Here is a 21,003-nt window from a genome sequence, read left to right as displayed (position 1 = left end):
CGAGTTCGGGTACCTCACCCCACTCGAAACCCGAGCCAGACTGCAGCACGACTTCACCCCCGCAGCGTAAGCACCCGCTGTCCAGTTCCAAGGGGAACTTCAGTCGAGCCCTGCCCCCTTGATTCTGACGCTCGAAGCAGAGGCGGGCGGAGCCCGGCCGTGGCCGGTTATCCACATCAAGGACATCGGACTCCGGCCAGCGGCCGAACGGCCACCACAGTCACCGGCGGTGATCACCAGCTGCCCGCACGAGTCCGCGCCCTGGGCGGTCTTCTTGGGCCTCACCTCTCTGAACGTCAGTGGCCAGGGGGGTCGATGGGGCGCTGGAACATCAGGGCGTGCACCGTGAAGCGCGATCCGTCGAATTCCGCCTGGCCCGCTGCACGTTGTTCCTTCAGCAGGCCCAGCATCGTGTCCCTGTGCTCGGCGTAGGCCAGGAGCGGAATGTCCATCTCGAAGATCTCAAGTGTGTCCCTCTCATAGCCGCGCCCGGTGAGCTGGGCGACGGTCCGGGGCATGTCCGCGAGCGAGGAGTGCGCCATGAGCAGGATGCCCCCCGGTGTCAGGAGTGTGTCCATCCGCTCGACCACGGCGTCGTACACCGCGCGGCCCCCCTCGCGGGCGACCAGGGCGGTCTCCAGCCCGTCACCCCTCGCATAGCTGGGGTCGTAGGGCAGGTGCGGCGGATTCGTGATCACCAGGTCGAATTTCCCGTCCGGCGTGTACTCCTCCAAGGGCGAGGTGACACAGATCAGCCGCGTGGCGTCGAGACCGTTGGTCACCACATTCGCCACGGTCTGGGCGGCGGAGGCCGGGTTGATGTCGAGGGCCGTCACCCGCTTGGCGCCGGCCGCGAGCAGGGCGACGCTGTAGAGGCCGGAACCAGCTCCGATGTCCAGGGCGTTGACGTCCTTCAGGTCGGGAGCGTCGTCACCGTTGAGGGCAGCGATCAAGCTCAGCCCACAGTCGGTCGGAAAGAGGACCTCGGCGGGGTCCTCCACCGCGAGCTGTAGACGCATGCCGCGAAACTCGAAGATCCCGCACGAGGGGCGGGCTCGCCACAGCGAGCCGCTTTCGCCGGCGGGCAGGACGCGGCGTCGCGGCAGCGTCCGGATCAGAGCATGGGTCATCGCAGCGTGGGCCTTTCGCATTGGGTAAGAGCCAGCAGGATTCGAGGAGCGCAACCGTCCGGAATTCCGCCAGCGGATCGAGGATTGGTCGGCTTTTCAGGAGCTCGTGGCATCTGACTTGTCGGGCCGGTCACTCAGCGAGCGCGGACAGCACGGTGCGGACCGAGGCATCAGCGATGTGCCGTCCGCGCGAATCCGAGATCAGGCCGTCGACGTAGCCGAAGTTCCAAGCGAGTTGGCCGTGACTGGTGGTGGCGGTGGCCACGATGGCGCCCACCACCGAGATACCTGTGACGAACTGGGCGCCGGAGACTCTCCACGAGCCCGCCCGCTCGGGGAAATCGTAGCGTCCGACGTTGGAAAGACACAGGTTGATCGGCCCCTTCTCGTCCATGAACCGCATGAACGCTTCGCTGTCCGCCGTCGATTTCGGTCCTGCCCAGCGTGGCAGGCTGAGCATGGCGAGGTGCTCTTGGCGCCTACGGCGTTGGACCAGATCCTGGCTGATCGCCCTGGCCATGGACCAGAGCGGTTCGCCCGGCTTGTAACGGACGCGAGAGGGAACGGTGGCCACATAGGTGCCGACCTCGTCGAGGGAGACGGCCGGAACGAGTTCACCCCGGAAGTCGACCGGGGAGCCGATGGAGAGGTATGCGTTCGCCGGGGCACCGGCGTCCCGGGCGACAGCCGTGACCATCGCGGCGGCCAGGACTCCGTGGACCGTGGTGCCGTGGTGCTTCGCCGCCCGAACCAACTGCTCCAACTGGTCGGCGGCGAGGAGCCTGTGAACCATCCGGGTGCGCCGTTGCCCGAACGGCACCTCGCGGCTGGGGACGACCCGCAGGGCGGGGCCCTGCCGAGCCGCCTGGCGATCGCGCAACATCATCGCCCCCAACCCTGCTAGGCCCGCCGGGCCGCGGTGGCGACGCGGGAGCAGGTCCTCCGTCGCGGGCAACACCCGCCGCGAGGTGATTTGCTGCGGCGTGCGGGAGCCCGATTGCGCGGCGAGTTCGATCCACTCGCGGAGCAGGGACAGGCACGTCTTCCCGTCCGCGATGCAGTGCGAGGCCGTCAGCACCAGGTCGTGGACGTCCCCTTCGCCGTCCGCGCCGTTCCCTCCCGAGGTGATCACCAATGCGCGCAGCAGCGGCCCAGTACGCCAGTCGATGCTCTCCGCGAGCTCGCGATCGTTGACCTCTCGCTCCCACCGCGAATCGACCGCAGCGTCGTCCGGTGGCACGTCGAGGTGGCGGAGCGGGATTTGCTGCCCGTCGAGCGGCACGAAGACGGGGTTCGCTCCGGTGCCGCCGTCGGCGATCACAACACGCAGCAGGGGGTGCCGGACCTGGAGGACGTCCAGCGCGCGACGGAGCAGCGACGGAGGCATGCGTCCGTGGACACGGACCCGCGCGATGACGTTGAGGGGTGAGGTCTGGTCGGCGATCCAGTACCAGCGTTCCAGGGGACTGAGCTCGCGCTGAACGCTGGTCGGTCCGGCGGCCGGGCCACCGGGGAACGTGAGGGCCTGCACGGTCTGCTGGACGAGGACGCGGCGGGGTACCAGCCGGAAGTAGCCGTCTCGGGCCAGCCGCCGGCGAGGACGGTCCGCCTGCGCCAGGTCGCTCGCCGCTCGGGAGGCGGCCACCATCTCGCGAGTGCGGTCGCGCCGCTGCCCTTCGTAGGCCCGCAGGGCGGACATGGGGTCGTCGCCCGTCGCGGGGTCGGCGAGCGCGCGGGCCAGCACGACGGCGTCCTCGATGGCCATGGCCGCCCCCTGTCCGAGGGTGGCCAGCATGGGGTGGGCCGCGTCGCCGAGGAGGGTGACGGGGCCGTCGCCCCACCGTTCGAGGAAGTCCCGGTCGCGGGAGGGCACGGTGAGGATGTCCTCCGACGGCGTGGCGTCGATCACCGTCCGCACCTCGTCGGCCCAGTCTGCGAAGGACCGCCCGAGGATCTCCTTGACGCGGTCCCGGGCGGGCGACTCCCCGAACGTGCGCACCGCTGCCCACCAGTAGCAGCGGCCGTGGCCAATGTCGATGAGGCCGAACCGTTGTCCGCTGCCCCAGTAGTGGCGCACGCTGCCGGTGGAGACGCGCGGGTGCCGGAAGGGGACCACGCCGAGCCGGTAGAAGTAGCCGCTGTCCCGCGGTGCCTCGGGGCCGACGAGGTGCCGCCGTACGGCCGAGTCGAAGCCATCGGCTCCGACCAGGATGTTCCCGCTCGCCGAACGCCCGTCCGCGAGACGGACGGTGACACCTCCGCCGCCGGCCTCGAAGCCGACGGCGGTCGCTCCCAGGTTGACCGGGCAGTCCCCGGCCTCCGCCAGCAGGGCCTCCTGGAGGTCTGTTCGGCTCAGGCAGACACTGGGCGCTCCCACCGTGTCGCACGCCTCCTTGAACGGCAGGTCCCTGATCCGTCGGCCTCGCCGGTCCATGATCGTGAACGACTCCACGGTCTGGCCGCGCTTGTCCAGGCCGAGGTCGATGCCGAGGGTGGCCAGGGCGGTGACGGCGTTGCTCATGACCGACATGCCGGAGCCGGCGGCGCGCAGCTCGGTGGCACGCTCGTACACCTCGACGTCGATGCCGACGCGCCTCAGCGCGACCGCGCAGGTCAAACCGCCGATACCGGCACCGATGACGAGGGCTTTCATGGGGGGCTTCGGTGACACTCTTCCTGCCTTACCGGGCGCTGGGGACGGCGTCGGTCCGCAGGAGATCCGCCACGCTTCTGGCCACGTGCGCCACGTTCGGTTCCTCCATGATCGTCAGGTGGTCGCCGGGGACGCCGACGACGTGGATCCGGCCACTGGTCATGTCGTTCCAGCCGTTGCAGGGGTCCTGATGGCGGCTGCGGGCGGCACGGTGCATGGCGTCCAGGACGGCGGGCAGTGGCTCTGTGGCGCGGATCAGCGTGAGGTCGTGGTCCTCGAGCGGGGGTCGATAGGCCAGCGCTGCCTGCCAGTTCGCCCGGTAGACGCCGAACAGGCGGCGGACGAGGGACGGGGAGCTGCCGGCCGGCAGGACGCCGCGCTCGCTCGCGACGCGGGCCATGAAGGCGAATTTCGCGTCCAGCGAGCCGAGTCCGTCGGGGATATTCCGCGCGGGTGAACCACTGCCGTCCCTCAGCCAGAGCAGCTCGTGGAAGAACCACTCCAGCACGGCCTCCTCGCCGTGCGGGACACGCGGGCCCTGGGCCAGCGCGGTGGTGTCCAGCACCAGCAGGCGGGCCACTTCCTCGCCTGCCGCTCGCAGGCGGCGGGCGATCTCGAAGGCGACGAACCCGCCGAATGACCATCCGCCGATCGTGTAAGGGCCGTGCGGCTGCGCTGTCCGCAGCGCGGTGAGGTAGCTGTCCGCCAGCTCCTCGACGCTGCTCAGCGGCGTGGTGCCCGGGTCGGCCCCGGCAGCCTGGAGCGCGTACAGCGGCTGGTCGTCCGGGAGGTGCCGGGCGAGGCGGACGTAGCACAGGACGTTGCCGCCCATCGGGTGGACCATGAACACCGGCGGGCGGGTGCCCTGCGGGCGGACCGGCACCAGGGGGTCGTACGAGGCTCTCGCCCCGCCGTCGCGCAGCCGTGCTGCGAGCCCGGCGCAGGTGGGTGTCGCGATGAGCTGCGCCAGGGGGATGTGCGCCCGGTAGCGCTGTTCGATCCGGCTCACCAGCCGCATCGCGGTCAGGGAGGTACCTCCGAGCTCGAAGAGGTTGTCGTGCGCTCCCACCGCGTCCAGGCTCAGCGCGTCCGCCAGCATCTCGGTCAGGGTCTGCTCGTACGGGTCGCGTGGCCCGGCGTCGAGGGCGCGGACCGGGATGGTCAGCGGCGCACTGCGCAGTGCCGCGTCGTCCCGCTTGCCACTGGGGGTCAGCGGGTACCGGGAGACCCATTGCAGATGGGAGGGGACCATGTGGTCGGGCAGGGTGGCACGCAGCTGCTCGCGGATGCCGGCCAGGTCCTCGTCCGTGCCTTCGCCGAGGACGAAGACGGCGAGGACGACCTCGCCGTCCGCGCGCCGACGGGCCACGACCGCGGCGTCACGCAGGCCCGGGTACTGCTGCGCCAAGGCGGTGACGGCCAGTTCCACCTCGGCCGGTTCCACACGGAAGCCCCGCACCTTGACCTGGGTGTCGGCACGCCCGAGAAAGACGACGTCGCCACCGGGAAGCACCATGCCGAGGTCGCCCGTGTAGTACAGCAGGCGGCCAGAGTCGGCGAAGGGCTGCGGGAGGAAACGCTCCTTGGTCAGGTCCGGGCGGCCCTCGTAGCCGTCGGCCAGGCAGGCGCCGCCCAGGTAGATCTCTCCGCGAGCCCCGGCCGGAACCGGACGCATCCGCTCGTCCAGGACGTGCACCTCGGCCCCGTCGATGGCACGGCCGATCGGCGGCAGCGCGGGGAAGGCCGCGGGGTCGCCGGTCATGGTGAACGCGGTGACCACGTGTGTCTCTGTCGGACCGTACTGGTTCTCCAGTACCGCCCCCGGAAGTTCGGCGCACAGTGCGCGGACCTCCGGGGTGACGCGCAGTTGCTCGCCGCACAGGATCAGCACCCGCAGGGCCCGTGGGGTGAAGCCCGACGTGGCGACTGCTTCGGCCAGCTGTTGGAGGGCCACCGGGGGAAGGAAGGCCTGTTCGACGCGCTCGCGGTCGAGCAGGCGCAGCAGTGCGGGCATGTCGCGCCGCTCGGCGTCGCCGGCCAGGCACAGCGTGCCGCCGGAGCACAGGGTGGAGAAGATCTCCTGGAAGGAGATGTCGAAGCTCAGCGGTGCGAACTGCAGGGTCACGCCGCCCGCGACCGCGCTGGACGCCGCCCCGTTCTGCCAGGTCACCAGGCCGGCCAGGGTACGGTGCGGCATGGCGACGCCCTTGGGGGTTCCGGTGGAGCCCGAGGTGAACAGGACGTACGCGGTGCTCTCGGGGACGACCCCGGCCTGTCTCTGAGTCACCGTCGCGATGGTGCCCCCGGCCTGCGCCTCGCCTGAAGGTACCGGTGTGGTCACCGACTCGGCGGGCAGCAGCAGAGCCGGGTCGCCGGCGAGGTGGGCGTGCGCGGAGTCGGCTACGACGCGGAAGGGCCGGGCCTGCTCCACCATCGCGGCCAACCGGGGGGCGGGGTAGCCGACGTCCATCGGGACGACGGCGCATCCGGCCCGCAGGACGCCCAGGAGTACGGCGATGGTGCGCGGGGACCGGTCCATGGCGATCCCGATCCGGGCGTTCGTGGGAGCGTCCAGCGCGCACAGCCGCGCGGCCACGTGCTCGGAGGCTTCGGCGAGGCGTGCGTAGGACCACCGCTCCTTCCCCATGACCAGGGCGGTCCTGTCCGGGGTGCGCGCGGCCTGGTCGGCGATGCGCGCCACGACCGTGGGGTGGTCGCCGGTAGGGGCGGGCATCGGCTGGGGGGCGAGGAAGGCGAAGTCCGGTTCACCGTGGGGCTGTTCGACCATGCAGCGCAGGATGCTCAGGTAGCCGGCCGCGAAGAGGTCTCCCTGCTCGGCGGAGAACGTCGCACCGTCGCAGTCGAGCCGCAGCCACATCCCGCTGCCGTCCGGTTCGGTGACCGCGTTCACCAGGAGCCGGAAGTCGTTCTGCTCCCAGGTGTCGAACGCGGCGAGCCGCATCCCGGGCAGGCGGAGGACATGGGAGAGCTGGTGGAAGTGGACGTAGTTGAAGGCGGTGTCCACGACGGGCCCGCCGTGGTCCTCCTGGATGGCGCTCAGCGGGTAGTGGCGGTGGGGGTGGCCGTCCTGCTCCTGGCGGAAGCTCTCGCGAGCCACCTCCAGCCAGCTCTCCCGCCCGGTGTCCAGGCGAACTGGCACGGTGTTCAGGAACAGCCCGGCGATGCGCTCCGCCCCGGCCAGTTCGGGCCGGCCGTGGCTGATCAGACCGGTGGTCACGTCGCGGGTGCCGGCGAGCATGGCCAGTGTCAGGCCGTGCGCTGCGAACAGCACGGACTTCACGGGCAGGGCGTGTGCGGCCGCGAAGTGCCGCACCTGCTCGACGAGGGCGCCGGGCAGGTCGATCCGCCGCGAGGCGGGCTGGTGGCCGCCGCCGGGCCGGTGGGGCGAGAACGCCTCGATCGGCAGGGGATCGCAGCCGGCCAGCTTGTCCCGCCAGTAGCGTCGGGTCTTCTCCGAGCGCAGGGCGGCCTGCTCCTGCCGTACGTGGGTCGCGGCCGAGGGCGGGGTGTCGTCGACCGGGCCGACCTGCAGGCCGAGGCCGTGGGCGTAGTCCTGGAGCAGTTCCTGGAGCAGGGTGGCGACGCTGCCGCCGTCGAGGATCGCGTGGTGGAAGCTGAGGACCAGGTCGACGGTGGAGGGCCGGACGTGGGCGCGGAACAGGTACAGCGGCGCCTGGTCGAACGCGTAGGGGTGGTGGCGGCGTTCCTCGATGTGCGCGCGCACCTCGCCCTCGGCCACGGCGTCGTCGAGCGGACGCAGGTCGGCGGTCTCCAGGCCGCCGTGCACGCGGGGGTGGACGACCTGCAAGGGTTCGGAGCCGGCCAGGTCGAAGGCTGTTCGCAGCGCCGGGTGCCGTGCTGTCAGCCGGTCGAAGGAGCGGCGGAACTCCTCCTCGTTCCAGGGCATGTCGAGGGTGTACCGGAAGACGTCCCGGTACCTGGCGGACGATTCGTGCCTGCGGCTGTGGTACAGCAGGCCGAGCTGGAGCCGGGTCAGCGGGTAGGCGTCCTCGGCGTCCCGCAGGCGGGCGCGGTCGACGTCGGCCACGAGGGCGAACGGAGCGGGGGCAGCCTCGGTCCCGGGTACGGCGCACTCCTCGGTGCGAGTGGCGAGGCCGGCCACCGTCGGGTTCCGGAGGAGGTCGGTGAGCGAGAAGCGCATGCCCCGGGCCTGCGCCTCGGCACGCACCCTGAGCGCCAGGATCGAGTCACCACCGAGGGCGGAGTAGTCGTCATGGATCCCCACGGCCTCATGGCCGAGGACGCGGGCCCAGACCTCGGCCAGGACCATCTCGGTGCGGTTGCGCGCCCGGCCGCCGACGGTGGCTCTGGGGGTGTCGTGCGGTGGTGGCAGCGCGTCACGGTCGGTCTTGCCGTTGGGAGTGAGCGGAATCCCGTCGATCCGGGTGAACGACGCCGGGACCAGGTACGCCGGCAGTGTCCGCCCGAGCCGTTCACGTAGCAGCGTGGTGTCGATCGGGGTCTCGGCGACGTAGTAGCCGGCCAGCACGGTTCCCCGGTCGGAGGTGGCCCGGCCCACCACGATGGCGTCCCGCACACCAGGGACGGTGCGCAGGGTGGCGGCGACCTCGTCGGGCTCGACGCGGTGGCCCCGGATCTTGACCTGGCCGTCGATCCGTCCGAGGTACTCCAGGGTGCCGTCCGCGAGCCACCGGGCCAGGTCCCCGCTGCGGTAGAGGCGACCGCCCGGCACGAACGGGTCCGCGCCGAACTTCTCGGCGGTCAGCTCCGGGCGGTCGAGGTACCCCCGGGCGACGCCGACGCCGCCGATGCACAACTCGCCGGCGACCCCCACGGGTTGTGGCAGGTCGTCGGCGCCGAGCACATAGAGCCTGGTGTTGTCGATCGGCCGGCCGATGGGCACCCGTGCGATGCCGCGGGCGGGATCGCCGGGGCAGTCGTAGGACGAGACGTCGACCGTGGCCTCGGTCGGGCCGTACAGGTTCACCAGCCGCACCGGGCGCTCGGCGTCGCCCTCGCCACGGCACTGCTCGGCCAGGCGGTTGAACTGCTCGACCCGGGCTGCGGGCAGGGCCTCGCCACTGCAGAAGACGTGCCGCAGCGTCCGGATTCCCTCACGTGAGGCCGCCGACTCCTCCAGGAGGTCGAGGAACGGGCCGAGCATCGACGGGACGAGGTGCACGGCGGTGACCCGGTGCTCACAGATCGATCGCAGGACCTCGCGCGGGTCCTGCTGGCCGCCGGGCGGCAGCAGGGCCACGGCCGCGCCCTCGACGGCCCACCAGAACAGCTCCCACACCGAGACGTCGAACGAGACCGGCGTCTTCTGCAGGAGGACGTCCCCTCCCGCGAGGGGATAGCGACGCTGCATCCACGCGAGGCGGTTGACCACGCTGTGGTGCTCGACCATGACGCCCTTGGGCTGTCCGGTCGAGCCGGAGGTGTAGATGACGTAGGCGAGGTCACGGGAGGTGGCGAGCGGCTCGACCGGTGCTCCGCTGCCCTTCAGCAGGCCGCCGATGCGCCGCACACTCGTGCCGTCGGCCGGTGGGCCGGTGGGCGCGTCGTCGTCGACGATCACCACCTTGGCGCGGCTGTCGCGCAGGAGGAAGCCCACCCGCTCGGCCGGGTGGCCGGGGTCCACCGGTACGTAGGCGCCGCCGGATTTCAGGGTGCCGAGCAGCCCGACCAGCAGCTGCGGCCCCCGCTCCATCATCACCGCGACCCGGTCGTCCGGGCCGACGCCCTCCGCGCGCAGGGCCCGCGCGACACGGTTGGCCCGCTCGTCGAGTTCGGCGTAGGTCAGCGTCTGCCCGTTCGCTGCGGTGACTGCTGTCCGGCCCGGGTGGCGGGCGGCCTGTGCCTCGAACAGGCTGTGCAGGGTGGCCTGGTGTGCATAGGGCACCTGCTGGCCGTGGGCGCGTCCGACGGTGAGGTCTTCGTATGCGGCCGGCGTCAGCATGGGGATGTCCGACAGCGGCCGGTCCACCAGGTCCGGACCGTGCTCCAGGAGCGTCGTGAGGTGACCGGCCACGGAGGTGATGGGCAGATCCTCGTCGAAGACGTCGCAGGCGTAGTCCAGGTCCACACGGATCTCGGCCGTGTCGTCGAAGGCGGACACCACGACGCCCAGTGCGTCCTGGTCGTGCGAGGGGGCCATCAGCGCCGTCCGCCGCTCGACTCCGCGGACCCGGTCGGGCCGGGGCCAGTGCATGTACGAGAGCGTCACGTCGAAGAGCTGCCGTGGGGCCCGGGCCGGTGCGGGCCGTGCCTGAAGGACGTCGCCGAGCGAGAGCCGCTCATGACGCCGGAGCGTACCGGTCGCGTCCCGGATCTCGACAAGCAGCTCACGCAGGGTCCGCCCGCCGTGTGCCGCGACCCGTAGCGGCAGGGTGTTGGCGAACTGCCCGAGGATGTCCTTGTGCTGCTCGGTCGGACGGTTGAGGAAGGGGACGCCGAGGACCACCTCGTCGCTTCGGTGCAGGCGCGTCAGGTACGTACCGAGCGTGGCCGCGACGTACGTGAACGGCGAGAAGCCGGCGGCGCGGATCCGGCCGACGAGCGAACCGTCGATCACGAACGAGTGGCGACCGCGCTCGCGCGGGCCCCTGTCCGTCGCACGCTTGAACATCGCGGGTGTGACGCCGTGGAGGTAGTCCTGATAGAAGGCGCGGTCACGGTCACCGTCCGCGCCGGCGTGGTAGGCGGCATCCTCCTCGACGAACGCCAGATAGGAGGGCACCCCGTCGGCGCTCCGCTCCGGGCCGCAGCGCGGCGTTTGGGCATAGCCGTCGAGGATCTCCTGGCCCAGCCGATGGAGCGTCCAGCCGTCGGCCACGATGTGGTGTGCCTTGATGTGCAGATGCGTGACGTCGGAGCTCTCCAGCAGGAGTGTGGCCTCGACCAGCGGGCCGTTCGCCAGCGGCAGGGCCCTCGCCATCGAGCGACGCATCCACTCGGCGCAGGCCACGTCCGGCTCGGGCTCCCGTGAGAGGTCGACCACGACGACCGGGGCACCCTCCTGCACCACCCGCTGGGAGGGGATCCCCCTGCTCTCCTCGAACCGCAGCCGGAACGTCTCATGGCGCTGCAACGCGTGCCCGGTGCAGGCCGCAAGCCTCTCGGGGTCGACCCCGCCGTACAGGCGCTCGTGGAGAACGCAGTTGAACTGCGGCGACTCCGGAGCCTGCGCGCCGGCGGACCAGAGGTCTCGCTGATATGTTGTCAGTCGGTGCGGGGCCTGATCGTTCATGCCCACTTCTCGGGGTTCCCTTCGAGCCGAACGGGGATCTCGCGGTGCCCGTTGAAGATGATGGAGGGCAACGGGGTGAGGTGCTCGGGTTCGACGGCGAGGTCGAGCCCGGGGTAGCGGGAGAAGAGCGCGGGGAGCGCGATGCGCCCTTCGAGACGGGCGAGTTCGGCGCCCAGGCAGTAGTGGGGCCCGTGGCCGAAGGCCAGGTGCTCGCGGGCGGTGCGGCGGGTGACGTCGAAGATGTGGGCGTCTTCGCCGTGCACCCCGGGGTCGCGTCCGGCTGCGGCATAGTTGATGACGAGGGCGTCGCCGCGCGCGAAGGTCATCCCGGTCGCCTCGTCGTGCAGGTCCTCGGTGGGGAAACGCAGGATGAAGTTGGCCACAGGGGCCTGGTGGCGCAGGGTCTCCTCCACGACCTGTTCCCAGCTGACGCGCCCGGACACGGCCAGCTCCAACTGGTCAGGGTGGGTGAGCAGGTTGACCACAGCGTGGTCGAGCATGCTCGCCGTGGTCCCGTAGCCGGCGCCGATCAGCATCCAGATGCTGTCGGCCAGTTCCTGCTCGCTGAGCAAGCCCTCGCGATGGCTGTCGAGCAGGGTGGCGGCGAGATCGTCGCTGGGGTGCTCGGCCTTGGCGGCGATGAGATCGCCGCCGAGCTGCGCGGCCTCGACCGTGATGGCGGCGGCCTGCTCTGCGGACAGGTTCGTCTCGAACACGCTGTCGTTGACGCCCTGGAACCTGTCGTGCATGGCCTCCGGCAGGCCGACAAGCTCGGCAACGGTGAGCCATGGCAGCCGGGAGGCGAAGTGCGTTCGCAGGTCGACGATTCCGTCCGGGGCGGCGTCGGCCACCTGGGCGAGGTCGTCCAGCAACGCGGCAGCGGTCTCCTCGATCCGCGGGGCGAGGGCCCGTACGCGGCGGGCGGTGAAGGCGGGGACCAGCGGATGGCGGAGACGGCTGTGATCGGGTCCGTAGGCCGTCTGGACGGTGCGGATGTCGACCCAGATCTGCAGGGGCCAGCCAGCGGGGAGGTCGCCGCTGAGGTAGGCGGGCCAGTGCCGCCGGGCGTCCTTGGAGACCCGGGGGTGGATCAGCAGCCGCCGGACAAGGCCCGGGTCGGTCACCGACCACGCCGGTACACCGCCCGGCAACTCGACCCGTGCGGCGGGCCCGAGCGCACGCAATGCTGCGGTTTCGCCGTGGATGTCCGCGGCACCGCCGTCCAGGGGGTAGGGGCAGCGGTTCGGGAGGGGCAAGGAGGACAAGGGTTGCGACCTCGTTAGTCGGGACACGGGGGTGAGCGGCCGTCTGGCGTCCGTTGCGTACTCGTGGAACGTGCCGAACGCCCTTGATCGCGGGTGCGCAGCGGCCCCACCGCGAGGGCTTGAACCGATCCACCGTTGCTGTGCGAGGGCTTGAAGTGGCCCCGACCTCCACCGGGAGTGTCGAGTCGCCCGTTGGGCGTCCAACCGAGCCGTCACCAGGCGGGTTGGGACGCGCGGGTGGGGCCACTTCAGGCCCTCATCGGTGAGACCTGATCGCACGGTCACGGACGCGCTCGGTCAGGCCGGACACCGTTCTGCTCAGACGTGCCCGAAGAACAGGCTGCCCGGAGCGTCCGGGTTGTCCGAGAGGAAGTGCTCACGCACCGCGCGGATGAACTCCTGGCGCGAGATCGCGCCGTCCCCGTCCGTGTCGAGCTTGGTGAACGTGTCCATCGCGTCGGGCGCGCCGATCCGCCACACGTCCTTCAGGAAGCGGGCGAACTCGTCCTTGCTGATCTCGTTGTCGCCGTTGACGTCGATGACGTCGAAGACCACGTGGCCGGCGCCGTCGGCCAGATTGAGCCGGCTGGTGTCGACGCTCGCGAGGCGGTTGGCCGTGACGAACTGGTCCTTCGCGAGCCGGTCGTCCTGAACGCCAGCGTGACGCAGGATCTCCAGCCAGTACGTCTGGAAGAAGGAGTGGAGCGCCCTGGCCCGGCGGTCGTCCTTGCCGAGCTTGTAGGCCTGGATGTAGCGGTCGGCGAGCTTCTGGTAGTCCGACCAGTCCACGTAACCGTCGTGGTTGGCATCCATGGTTTCGAACGTACGTTCGAGCTTGACGGTGATGACGTCCTGCGTGGCGGTAGCCATGTTGCATCCTCGGATGTAGGGGTACGCACGATCGTGCGAGATCATCATTGGTTCGATCGCGACCGGAACACAATGTGACGGGGCGGCCGATCCCGTGTTTCACCTGTTCGAGTGCAGCGCCCTCGTCGGCATTGACGCAGCTCTCACCGCCGCGGCAACCTCCGACCCAATCGGTTGTCGGCCACTACTCCCGTGGCTCGCCGCGGTCGATGGCCCGCTCGTCAGCAACGGCCTCACCCAACGTCGTTGACACAGCGCGCATTTACTGCCAATGCGGCGATGGACCTGTACCTGGAGCTGAGGCCAGGAGCGCCTTCCGCGGTTCACGGAGGAGGACCAGCCCACGCAGCGCGATCACGCTCCGACAGCTCTCCCGCGCGCGTTCATCCCGGATTCGACCACCAACGCCCCCTACTGTTGGGACGGTCAACGCCCGACGTGAACGGATGCGCGGAGCCCCACCTGCCGAGAGGGGCTGTCGCGGCGTACCGGGCGGAGCGGCTCGCCGACGGATCGCTGAACGTGGCCCTGTCCGCATCCGAGCCTTGAACCAGGAGGAAGCACGTGTCGAAACCGCCGGGTCCGACGCCACCCGCAGGCCGGGCCGTGGTCATCACCGGTGCCTCCTCGGGCCTCGGGGAGGCCTGCGCACTCCACCTGTCGCGGGTGGGCTTCCACGTCTTCGCCGGAGTGCGCCGCCCCGAGGACGGAGAGCGGCTGCGCTTGGTCGCCACCGGTCGACTCACCCCGGTGGTACTCGACGTGACGGACGAGAAGTCGATCCAGTCCGCCGTACACGAGGTCGCCGAGTCGGCCGGCGAGGCAGGCCTGTGGGGGCTGGTCAACAACGCGGGCATCGCCGTCACGGCTCCACTGGAGTGCGTACCGCAGGAGATGATGCGACGTCAGATCGACACCAATGTGACCGGTCAACTGCTGGTGATCCAGAGCTTCCTCCCCCTCCTGCGTGCCGGAGCCGGACGGATCGTCAACGTGACGTCGGGCCTGGGGAACGTCGCCATCCCCTACCTCGGCGCCTACGCCGCCGCCCAGTTCGCCAAGGAGGCACTCAGCGACGCGCTGCGTCGCGAGCTCGCCCCGCAGCGGATCCCCGTCGTGGTGGTCCAGCCGGGCGCTGTCCTGACCCCGCTCTGGGACAAGATGTCCGACGAGGGGAACCGGGCGCTGGAGAGCGCCCCGGAGCCGGTCCAGGATCTCTACCGCAGCACGTTCCCGCGGTTCATGGAGACCAACGAGACCTCCGCCCGGACCAGCCGCACGACTCCCGACGATGTCGCCCGGGTGGTCTTCCGCGCTCTGGTCGCCAAGCGGCCCAGGACCCGCTATGGCGTCGGCCGGGACGCCATCGGCAGCCGCGTACTGGCCAGGCTGATGCCCGACCGGGCGATCGACCGGATCCTCGACGGCATCGTCACACCTGCCAGTTGAGGACGAACTGCACACAACCAAGCACCACGACACCAGGAGAGGAACGTCGGTATGACCACGTCGCAGGAGTTGAAGGACCTGTTCACCCACAGCCTGGACCTGCTGTCGGAGGCGAGGATCGAGGAGTGGATCGACCTCTTCACCGAGGACGGCATCCTCGAATTCCCGTACCCGGCCTGGGGCCTCCCCTCCCGCATGCAGGGCAGGGAGGCGCTGCTGGCCCAGATGACGATGTTCCGTGAGCAGCTGAAGGTCGAATTCTCCGAGCCCGAGTTCTACACCTCCGACGAGGACGGTCTGGTGATCGCGGGCTTCACCGGCGAATGCACCCTGCTCGCCACCGGCGGCCAGTACCACCAGACCTACCTGTCGGTGGTCCGCTTCGAGCACGGCCGGATCGCGCTCTACCGTGACTTCTGGGACCCCTGGTCGGTGATGGAGGCCGCCGGCGGCGAGCTCGCCTGGAAGCAGCTCCTGCCGACGATGGCCCGGGGCTGACCCTCCCCGCCCGCCACCTCGCCCATCCAGACATCGATGGCCTGCTCGCCACGCCCGGCGGCCCGCCGCGCGGAACCGGGAAGCGAAACCGAGCTCTCACATCGCTCGGGTGGTGCCCGAGACGCTACAGGAGACGCGGTACCTCCGGCCGATCGACCTCGACCACCTTCTCCCGACATCGCGCCGGCGGTTTGCACCGCCGCCCGCCCGGCCCGCGCGCGACCAACATCTCGGCTCCGCCCTGCGCCCGTACCGATGCCGCTGGTCGGCCGATCTTCGGCTCGCCCTCAGCCTTCGCGCGAACTCAGGTGGCTCGACACCTGCGTCGAACGACTCGACAGCGCCCAGCCGCACCACCTCGCCCCGCCGGCGTGCCTTCGCCGTCGGCCTCATCAGGGACCATGGGCATCGGCAATCGCACAAATCCGCATTCGAGGCGATCACCATGCGCTCCAAGGCCCACGCTGACCTCCCGCCGGATCCTCGTCGGATCGGAAGCGGAGCGGATCCCGGCCGCCGTCGGCGGTGAGGCCCTCACCATGCCCGCTCCCGTCACCTGCACCATCCGCCCGGGCGCACTGCGTGTCCTGGTGCCGAGGCATCGCCCGGGGGCTCCGGCGGCCGATCCCCCTATGAACTGGCGTGACGTCGTCACACCGGCCTTCAGCCGGCCGGGGCTGGAAGCGGACGACCGAAGCGGCGATGCACGTGCCTCGTGACCCGTGCATCAGGTCGAGGTGGTCGAAGACCTTCGCGCTGGTGGCGGCGTCGGGGATTCCGTCGCGAAAGGTCCGCGTGCCGAGCCGCGTCCGGACGACCTCGAGGTCGATACCGCGGCGGGCGCGTCGTCGGGGATCGCTCATTTCTCGATGCTGTGCGGCGCCCGCAGGTCTCGCACCCTCAACCCTCGGGGGCGCGACCGGCCACCCTGCTCATCACCCTTCCGGCGGGCGGGAGTGCATGGGTGCCGGTCGCCGGATCGGTGCTGTCACGATCGGCCGAAGCCGACTCCACGGCGGCTCCGCGACACGTGCGGCGTCGGCTACGTCGCGCTGGGGCGAGGGCCCGGCCAGGCACTTAGGGTGAGCATCTGCGCTCCCTGTGTGAGGTGCGGCGGCGTGGTCAGGGCATCGGGCTCGGTTCCCGTGCTGTCGCCGGGTCGATATCGACGTCCGGCGTGAGGAGCGCTGATGGTTCAGTGGGCCGTGGTGATCGCGGGTGGCGTGGTCGTGGGCTACGGGGCGATGTCGCGGCGCCTGTCGACGACGGTGATCTCCGGTCCTCTGGTGTTCATGGCCGTCGGGCTGGCGATCGGCCCGCTCGGTCTGGATCTGCTGGACCGGGCCGACGATCCGGAGTTCACCAGCCTGCTGCTGGAGAGTGCCCTGACGCTGCTGATCTTCGCGGATTCGGCGGCGATCCGCCGCCGTGACCTGCGCACGGAGGAGTTCCTGCCGCTGCGGCTGCTGGCCCTGGGACTGCCGGCCACCGTCGCGCTGGGGTGGCTCCTGGCGTGGCCCCTGCTGCCCGGCCTGGGCGTGTGGGAGCTGGCCCTGGTCGCCATCATCCTGGCTCGCACGGACTCCGCACTCGGACAGCAGGCGTTCTCCAACAAGCGCGTCCCGCCACTGGTCCGCGGCGGCCTGGGTGTCGAGTCAGGACTCAACGACGGCCTCGTCCTCCCGTTCTTCGTGCTGGCGCTGGCGGCGGCGGACGAGGGCCACGGTCATCCGGGCGTCGTCGAGACGTTCCTGCGCGCGCTGCTGCTGAGCGGCGTCGCCGGGCTCGCGGTCGGCTGGGCCGGGGCATGCGTGCTGCGCTGGTCCGTCGACCGGGGCTGGAGCGCCACCGACTGGCGGCAGTTCCTGACGATCGCCGTCCCGGTCGTCACCTACGTGCTGTGTGTCGCGGTCGACGGCAGCGGCTTCATCGGCGCCTGGGCCGCCGGCATGGCCTTCGGCGTCGGCTCGCGCAGGGCACAGACCGCCCGGGCCGGCCACGGGAACAGCCCGGATCCCACCCGGTACACCCGGTTCACCGAGCTTCTCGGCCTGCTGCTCGCGCCGTTGAGCTTCCTGGTCTTCGGCGCGATCATCCTGGGCCCCGTACTCGAGCATCTGTCGTGGCGCACGGTGGTCTACGCGTTGATCAGCCTCACCGTCGTCCGGATGCTGCCGGTCGCGCTCTCACTCATCGGCACGGGCCTGCGTCCGGCTTCCGTCGCCTACATCGGCTGGTTCGGTCCGCGCGGACTCGCCTCCGTGGTGTTCGGCCTGCTCGCTTACGAGGAACACCTGCCCGGAATGGCGCTGCTGACCGAAGTCATCGCCGTGCCGTCGGCCTGAGCATCGTCCTGCACGGCGCCTCGGCCCCCTTCCTGGGCGACCGCTACGGCGACTGGTTCGCCAGGACACTGCCCAGCGAACCGAACCTGCGGGAGAACGCACTCGCCTCCGACTCGGCCACGCACCGCCCCAAGGGCCTCGGCAGCGAGGTGTGACGGCACCGCCTGATCGCTGCCTGCGCAGTCACTCGACGGGGCGACCTCGGTGGGGCGCCAACTGCGCTCGAAGAACGACTGCCCGGGGCTGTACGGACGCAGGATCCCGAAGCAGCCCTTGCCCGGGGGTCTGGATCCAGTGGCCCTCGGCGACACCGTCGGGACGGGTCGGCGAGAAGTGCACGGTGCTGGAGCCGTCACCGTCGGCGGAGGCAGCGGGCGGGGTGGCTCTGGCGTCCCGAACACGGGTAGCGCTGCGGGGCCTTGAGCATGGTGGTCGCCGCGTGGAGCAGATCACCCGAGGACCGGACGCCGGGGTGGCAGCGGTGAGTCGGGCGGCCTAGCGTGGAGATGTTCGGCCGCAGCGAGCCGCGTTGAGATGGCTCTTGGCTTCGGCTCCGCAGACCCCCGTGGTGCTGCATACACGGTCCGGGTGGACGTCTCGGGCATCGGCCGGTACAGGATGCATGGAGGGCGGCTTTCGGCCGCAGGGCCACGGGGGCAGTGTTGCTCGGGGAGATCGAGTGCCGGCCGGGAGTCTCATTGCTGCGCCGGTGGGACGGAGCCAATCATGTCGCAGACGTCGTGGAGTGAGTACAGGCCGGGACAGGGCTTCCCAGGGGTGGTGGGACGGACGACGGATGAGTCCAGACCGGCGTGGCCGCAGCCGGTCCGGGCGGTGCCGGGTGCACCGAACGTGCTGATGATCGTGTTGGACGACACCGGGTTCGGCCAGTTCGGGTGCTACGGGAGCCCGATCGAGACGCCGAACCTGGACGCGCTGGCGGCGGACGGGCTGCTGTACAACAACATGCACACGACCGCGCTGTGTTCGCCGTCGCGTTCGTGCATCGTGACGGGCCGCAACCACCACACGAACGGGATGGCGGCGATCACGGAGCTCGCCACCGGCTATCCGGGCTACAACGGGCAGATCCCGTTCGAGAACGGGTTCCTCTCGGAGATGCTGCTGCAGCACGGCTACAACACGTACATGGTCGGCAAGTGGCACCTGATGCCGTCGGAGCAGGAGTCGGCCGCAGGGCCGTTCGACCGGTGGCCGCTGGGCCGGGGCTTCGAGCGGTTCTACGGCTTCCTCGGCGGCGACACCAGCCAGTGGTATCCGGACCTGGTGTACGACAACCACCAGGTCGATCCGCCGGCGACGCCGCAGGAGGGCTACCACCTGACCGCGGATCTGGCCGACCGGGCGATGTCGTTCATCGCCGACGCCAAGCAGGTCGCCCCGGACAAGCCGTTCTACCTGCACTTCTGCACCGGCGCGACGCACGCCCCGCACCATGTGCCGAAGGAGTGGGCGGACCGTTACCGGGGCCGGTTCGACGACGGCTGGGACGCCTACCGGGAGCGCGCTTTCGCCCGGCAGAAGGAGCTCGGCGTGGTCCCGCCGGACGCGCAGCTGTCCCGGCACGATCCGGACGTACCGGCCTGGGAGTCGCTCAAGCCCGACGCACGCCGGCTGGCGGCGCGGATGATGGAACTCTTCGCGGGGTTCCTCTCCCACACCGACCACCACATCGGCCGGCTGCTGGACTTCCTGAAGGAGACCGGAGAGTTCGACAACACCCTGATCATGGTGGTTTCCGACAACGGCGCAAGCGCCGAGGGCGGGGTCGCCGGTACCACCAACGAGGCGCAGTTCTTCAACAACGCGGCCGAGCCGCTGGAGGAGAGCCTGGCGCGGATCGACGAGCTCGGCGGCCCGGAGACGTTCAACCACTACCCGTGGGGCTGGACCTGGGCGGGCAACACCCCGTTCCGCCGGTGGAAGCGGGAGACCTACCGCGGGGGTGTCAGCGACCCCTTCCTCGTCCACTGGCCTGCCGGAATCCGGGCCCGCGGCGAGATCCGCAGCCAGTTCGCGCACATCATCGACATGGTCCCCACCGTCCTCGACGTACTGGGCGTCGAACCCCCGGGGACCATCCGCGGGGTCACCCAGTCGCCCCTGCACGGGGTCAGCTTCGCCCACACCTTCGACGACGCCACCGCACCGACTCACCACCGCACCCAGTACTACGAGATGCTCGGCCACCGTGCCATCGACCACGACGGATGGCGGGCGGTCTGCCCCTGGCCCGGCCCCTCCTTCGCCGAGGCCGAGCGGCCCTTCGGCACTCCGATCACCATGGCCGACCTGGACGACCTGGACGCCCACCACTGGGAGCTGTACCACGTCGACGAGGACATCGCCGAGACCCGGAACCTCGCCCAGGAGCACCGCGGCAAACTGATCGAGATGATCGCCCTGTGGTACATCGAGGCCGGCAGGTACAACGTGCTGCCGATCGACGGCAGCGCCCTGCAGCGGATGATGGTCGAGCGGCCGCAGATCACCCAGGCCCGGAGCAGCTACACCTTCCGCCCCGGCACCCAGGTCCTGCCGGCCGCCGTCGCCCCCCGTGTCCTCAACCGCCCGCACAGCGTCACCGCCGACGTCGAGATCCCGTCCGGCGGCGCCGAGGGCGTCCTGCTCTGCCAGGGCACCAACGCCGGCGGCTGGACCCTCTACCTCAAGGACGGCCGCCTGCACTACGCCCACAACTACGTCCACCGCACCCTGTACCACGTGGCCTCCGGCGAGAGCGTGCCCGAGGGACGGCACGCGCTGCGCTTCGAGTTCGAGCCCACCGGCACGCCGGACATCGCCCACGGCAGGGGCGCACCCGGGCACGCCCAGCTCTACTTCGACGGCCGCCTGGTCGGTCAGAGCGAGCTGCCGTTCACCACCCCGGTCGCCTTCAACCCGGGCGGCATGTGCTGCGGAACCAACCCCGGCTCGGCGGTCACCCCCGACTACCGGGCACCGTTCCGCTTCACCGGCACCCTGCACACCGTTACCGTCGACCTGTCCGGTGACCTGATCGTCGACGCCCCGAGCGAGATGCGCATGCACATGGCACGCCAGTAAGGACCGCAGGCCCGCTGGGGCTGCAGTTGGTCAGGCAATGCCGTCCAGGAGCAGCCCCAGCCGGATGGCGAACCAGGCCCGCTCCTGCCGCCAGGCCTCCACGCCCCCTACCAGCAGACGGCCCAGCCCTTCGACGGTGAGCGACCGCCACCGGCAACGCTCCAGCAACTCCACGAGCGCCTCAACCCACTTCTGCTGCCCCAACCGCCCGCGCTGCGCGGGAACGGCCCGGGCACCGTCGTGGGCGAACTCGCCGAACCTGTTGACATGACCACCGGCAGCCGGAACCTGCGACGCACGAGCGCGGCACCGGCACCCGATCGGCGAACCGCCGGGTGCCGCAAGCGCCGCGGATCGGTCAGTCGAGGGTGACGACCATCTTTCCCAGCGCCTGCCCGGCCTCCATCACCCGGTGGGCCTCGACGATCTCGTCGAAGCGGAAGATCCGGGT

Annotated in this window: 11 protein-coding genes; 4 read left to right on the top strand and 7 right to left on the bottom strand. The window is 70.6% G+C overall.

Features of this window, described 5'->3' with window-relative positions; translation table 11 throughout:
- Positions 1-296 precede the first annotated feature (296 nt).
- The 5 genes from ACIOFR_RS40050 to ACIOFR_RS40030 all read right to left on the bottom strand — a co-directional run bounded on the left by ACIOFR_RS40050 (position 297) and on the right by ACIOFR_RS40030 (position 13,173).
- Complete coding sequence (locus ACIOFR_RS40050) at positions 297-1,130, bottom strand: methyltransferase (protein WP_401005436.1); 834 nt, start codon at positions 1,128-1,130, stop codon at positions 297-299.
- Positions 1,131-1,260: 130 nt separating this feature from the next.
- Positions 1,261-3,783, bottom strand: coding sequence for an FAD-dependent monooxygenase (locus tag ACIOFR_RS40045; RefSeq protein WP_401005434.1), 2,523 nt, complete (start codon positions 3,781-3,783; stop codon positions 1,261-1,263).
- A 28-nt stretch (positions 3,784-3,811) separates the two neighbouring features.
- On the bottom strand, positions 3,812-11,038 hold the full coding sequence (locus tag ACIOFR_RS40040) for an amino acid adenylation domain-containing protein (protein WP_401005432.1): 7,227 nt from the start codon (positions 11,036-11,038) through the stop codon (positions 3,812-3,814).
- Complete coding sequence (locus tag ACIOFR_RS40035) at positions 11,035-12,294, bottom strand: cytochrome P450 (RefSeq protein WP_401005430.1); 1,260 nt, start codon at positions 12,292-12,294, stop codon at positions 11,035-11,037. The genes ACIOFR_RS40040 and ACIOFR_RS40035 overlap by 4 nt, the downstream gene beginning before the upstream one ends.
- A gap of 327 nt (positions 12,295-12,621) precedes the next feature.
- Positions 12,622-13,173 carry an EF-hand domain-containing protein gene (locus ACIOFR_RS40030; protein WP_401005428.1) on the bottom strand — a complete coding sequence of 184 codons (552 nt, stop codon included), beginning with the start codon at positions 13,171-13,173 and terminating at the stop codon, positions 12,622-12,624.
- Between the two features lie 564 nt (positions 13,174-13,737).
- On the opposite strand from ACIOFR_RS40030, the gene ACIOFR_RS40025 reads away from it, so the two are divergent.
- From ACIOFR_RS40025 to ACIOFR_RS40010, 4 genes are all read left to right on the top strand, one after another.
- The gene (locus ACIOFR_RS40025) at positions 13,738-14,622 is read left to right on the top strand and encodes an SDR family oxidoreductase (protein WP_401005426.1); all 885 of its coding nucleotides are present in this window, start codon (positions 13,738-13,740) and stop codon (positions 14,620-14,622) included.
- A gap of 51 nt (positions 14,623-14,673) precedes the next feature.
- Positions 14,674-15,120: a nuclear transport factor 2 family protein gene (locus tag ACIOFR_RS40020; protein WP_401005424.1), complete on the top strand. Its 447-nt coding sequence runs from the start codon at positions 14,674-14,676 to the stop codon at positions 15,118-15,120.
- A gap of 1,190 nt (positions 15,121-16,310) precedes the next feature.
- Complete coding sequence (locus ACIOFR_RS40015; RefSeq protein ID WP_401005422.1) at positions 16,311-17,465, top strand: cation:proton antiporter; 1,155 nt, start codon at positions 16,311-16,313, stop codon at positions 17,463-17,465.
- Positions 17,466-18,323: 858 nt separating this feature from the next.
- Positions 18,324-20,552: an arylsulfatase gene (locus ACIOFR_RS40010; protein ID WP_401005438.1), complete on the top strand. Its 2,229-nt coding sequence runs from the start codon at positions 18,324-18,326 to the stop codon at positions 20,550-20,552.
- 30 nt (positions 20,553-20,582) lie between these two features.
- Here ACIOFR_RS40010 and ACIOFR_RS40005 read toward each other — a convergent pair whose 3' ends face one another.
- Together ACIOFR_RS40005 and ACIOFR_RS40000 are read right to left on the bottom strand one after the other, a co-directional pair.
- Entirely contained in the window at positions 20,583-20,756 is a 174-nt protein-coding gene (locus tag ACIOFR_RS40005; protein ID WP_401005420.1) for a hypothetical protein, read from the bottom strand.
- A gap of 154 nt (positions 20,757-20,910) precedes the next feature.
- Entirely contained in the window at positions 20,911-20,997 is an 87-nt protein-coding gene (locus tag ACIOFR_RS40000) for a hypothetical protein (RefSeq protein WP_401004940.1), read from the bottom strand.
- Positions 20,998-21,003 lie beyond the last annotated feature (6 nt).

Origin of the sequence: Kitasatospora sp. NPDC088346, assembly GCF_044740765.1 — a bacterium.
Lineage (GTDB): Bacteria > Actinomycetota > Actinomycetes > Streptomycetales > Streptomycetaceae > Kitasatospora.
The sequence above is the reverse complement of the archived record's forward strand: the minus strand, read 5'-3'. Positions and strand labels throughout refer to the sequence as shown.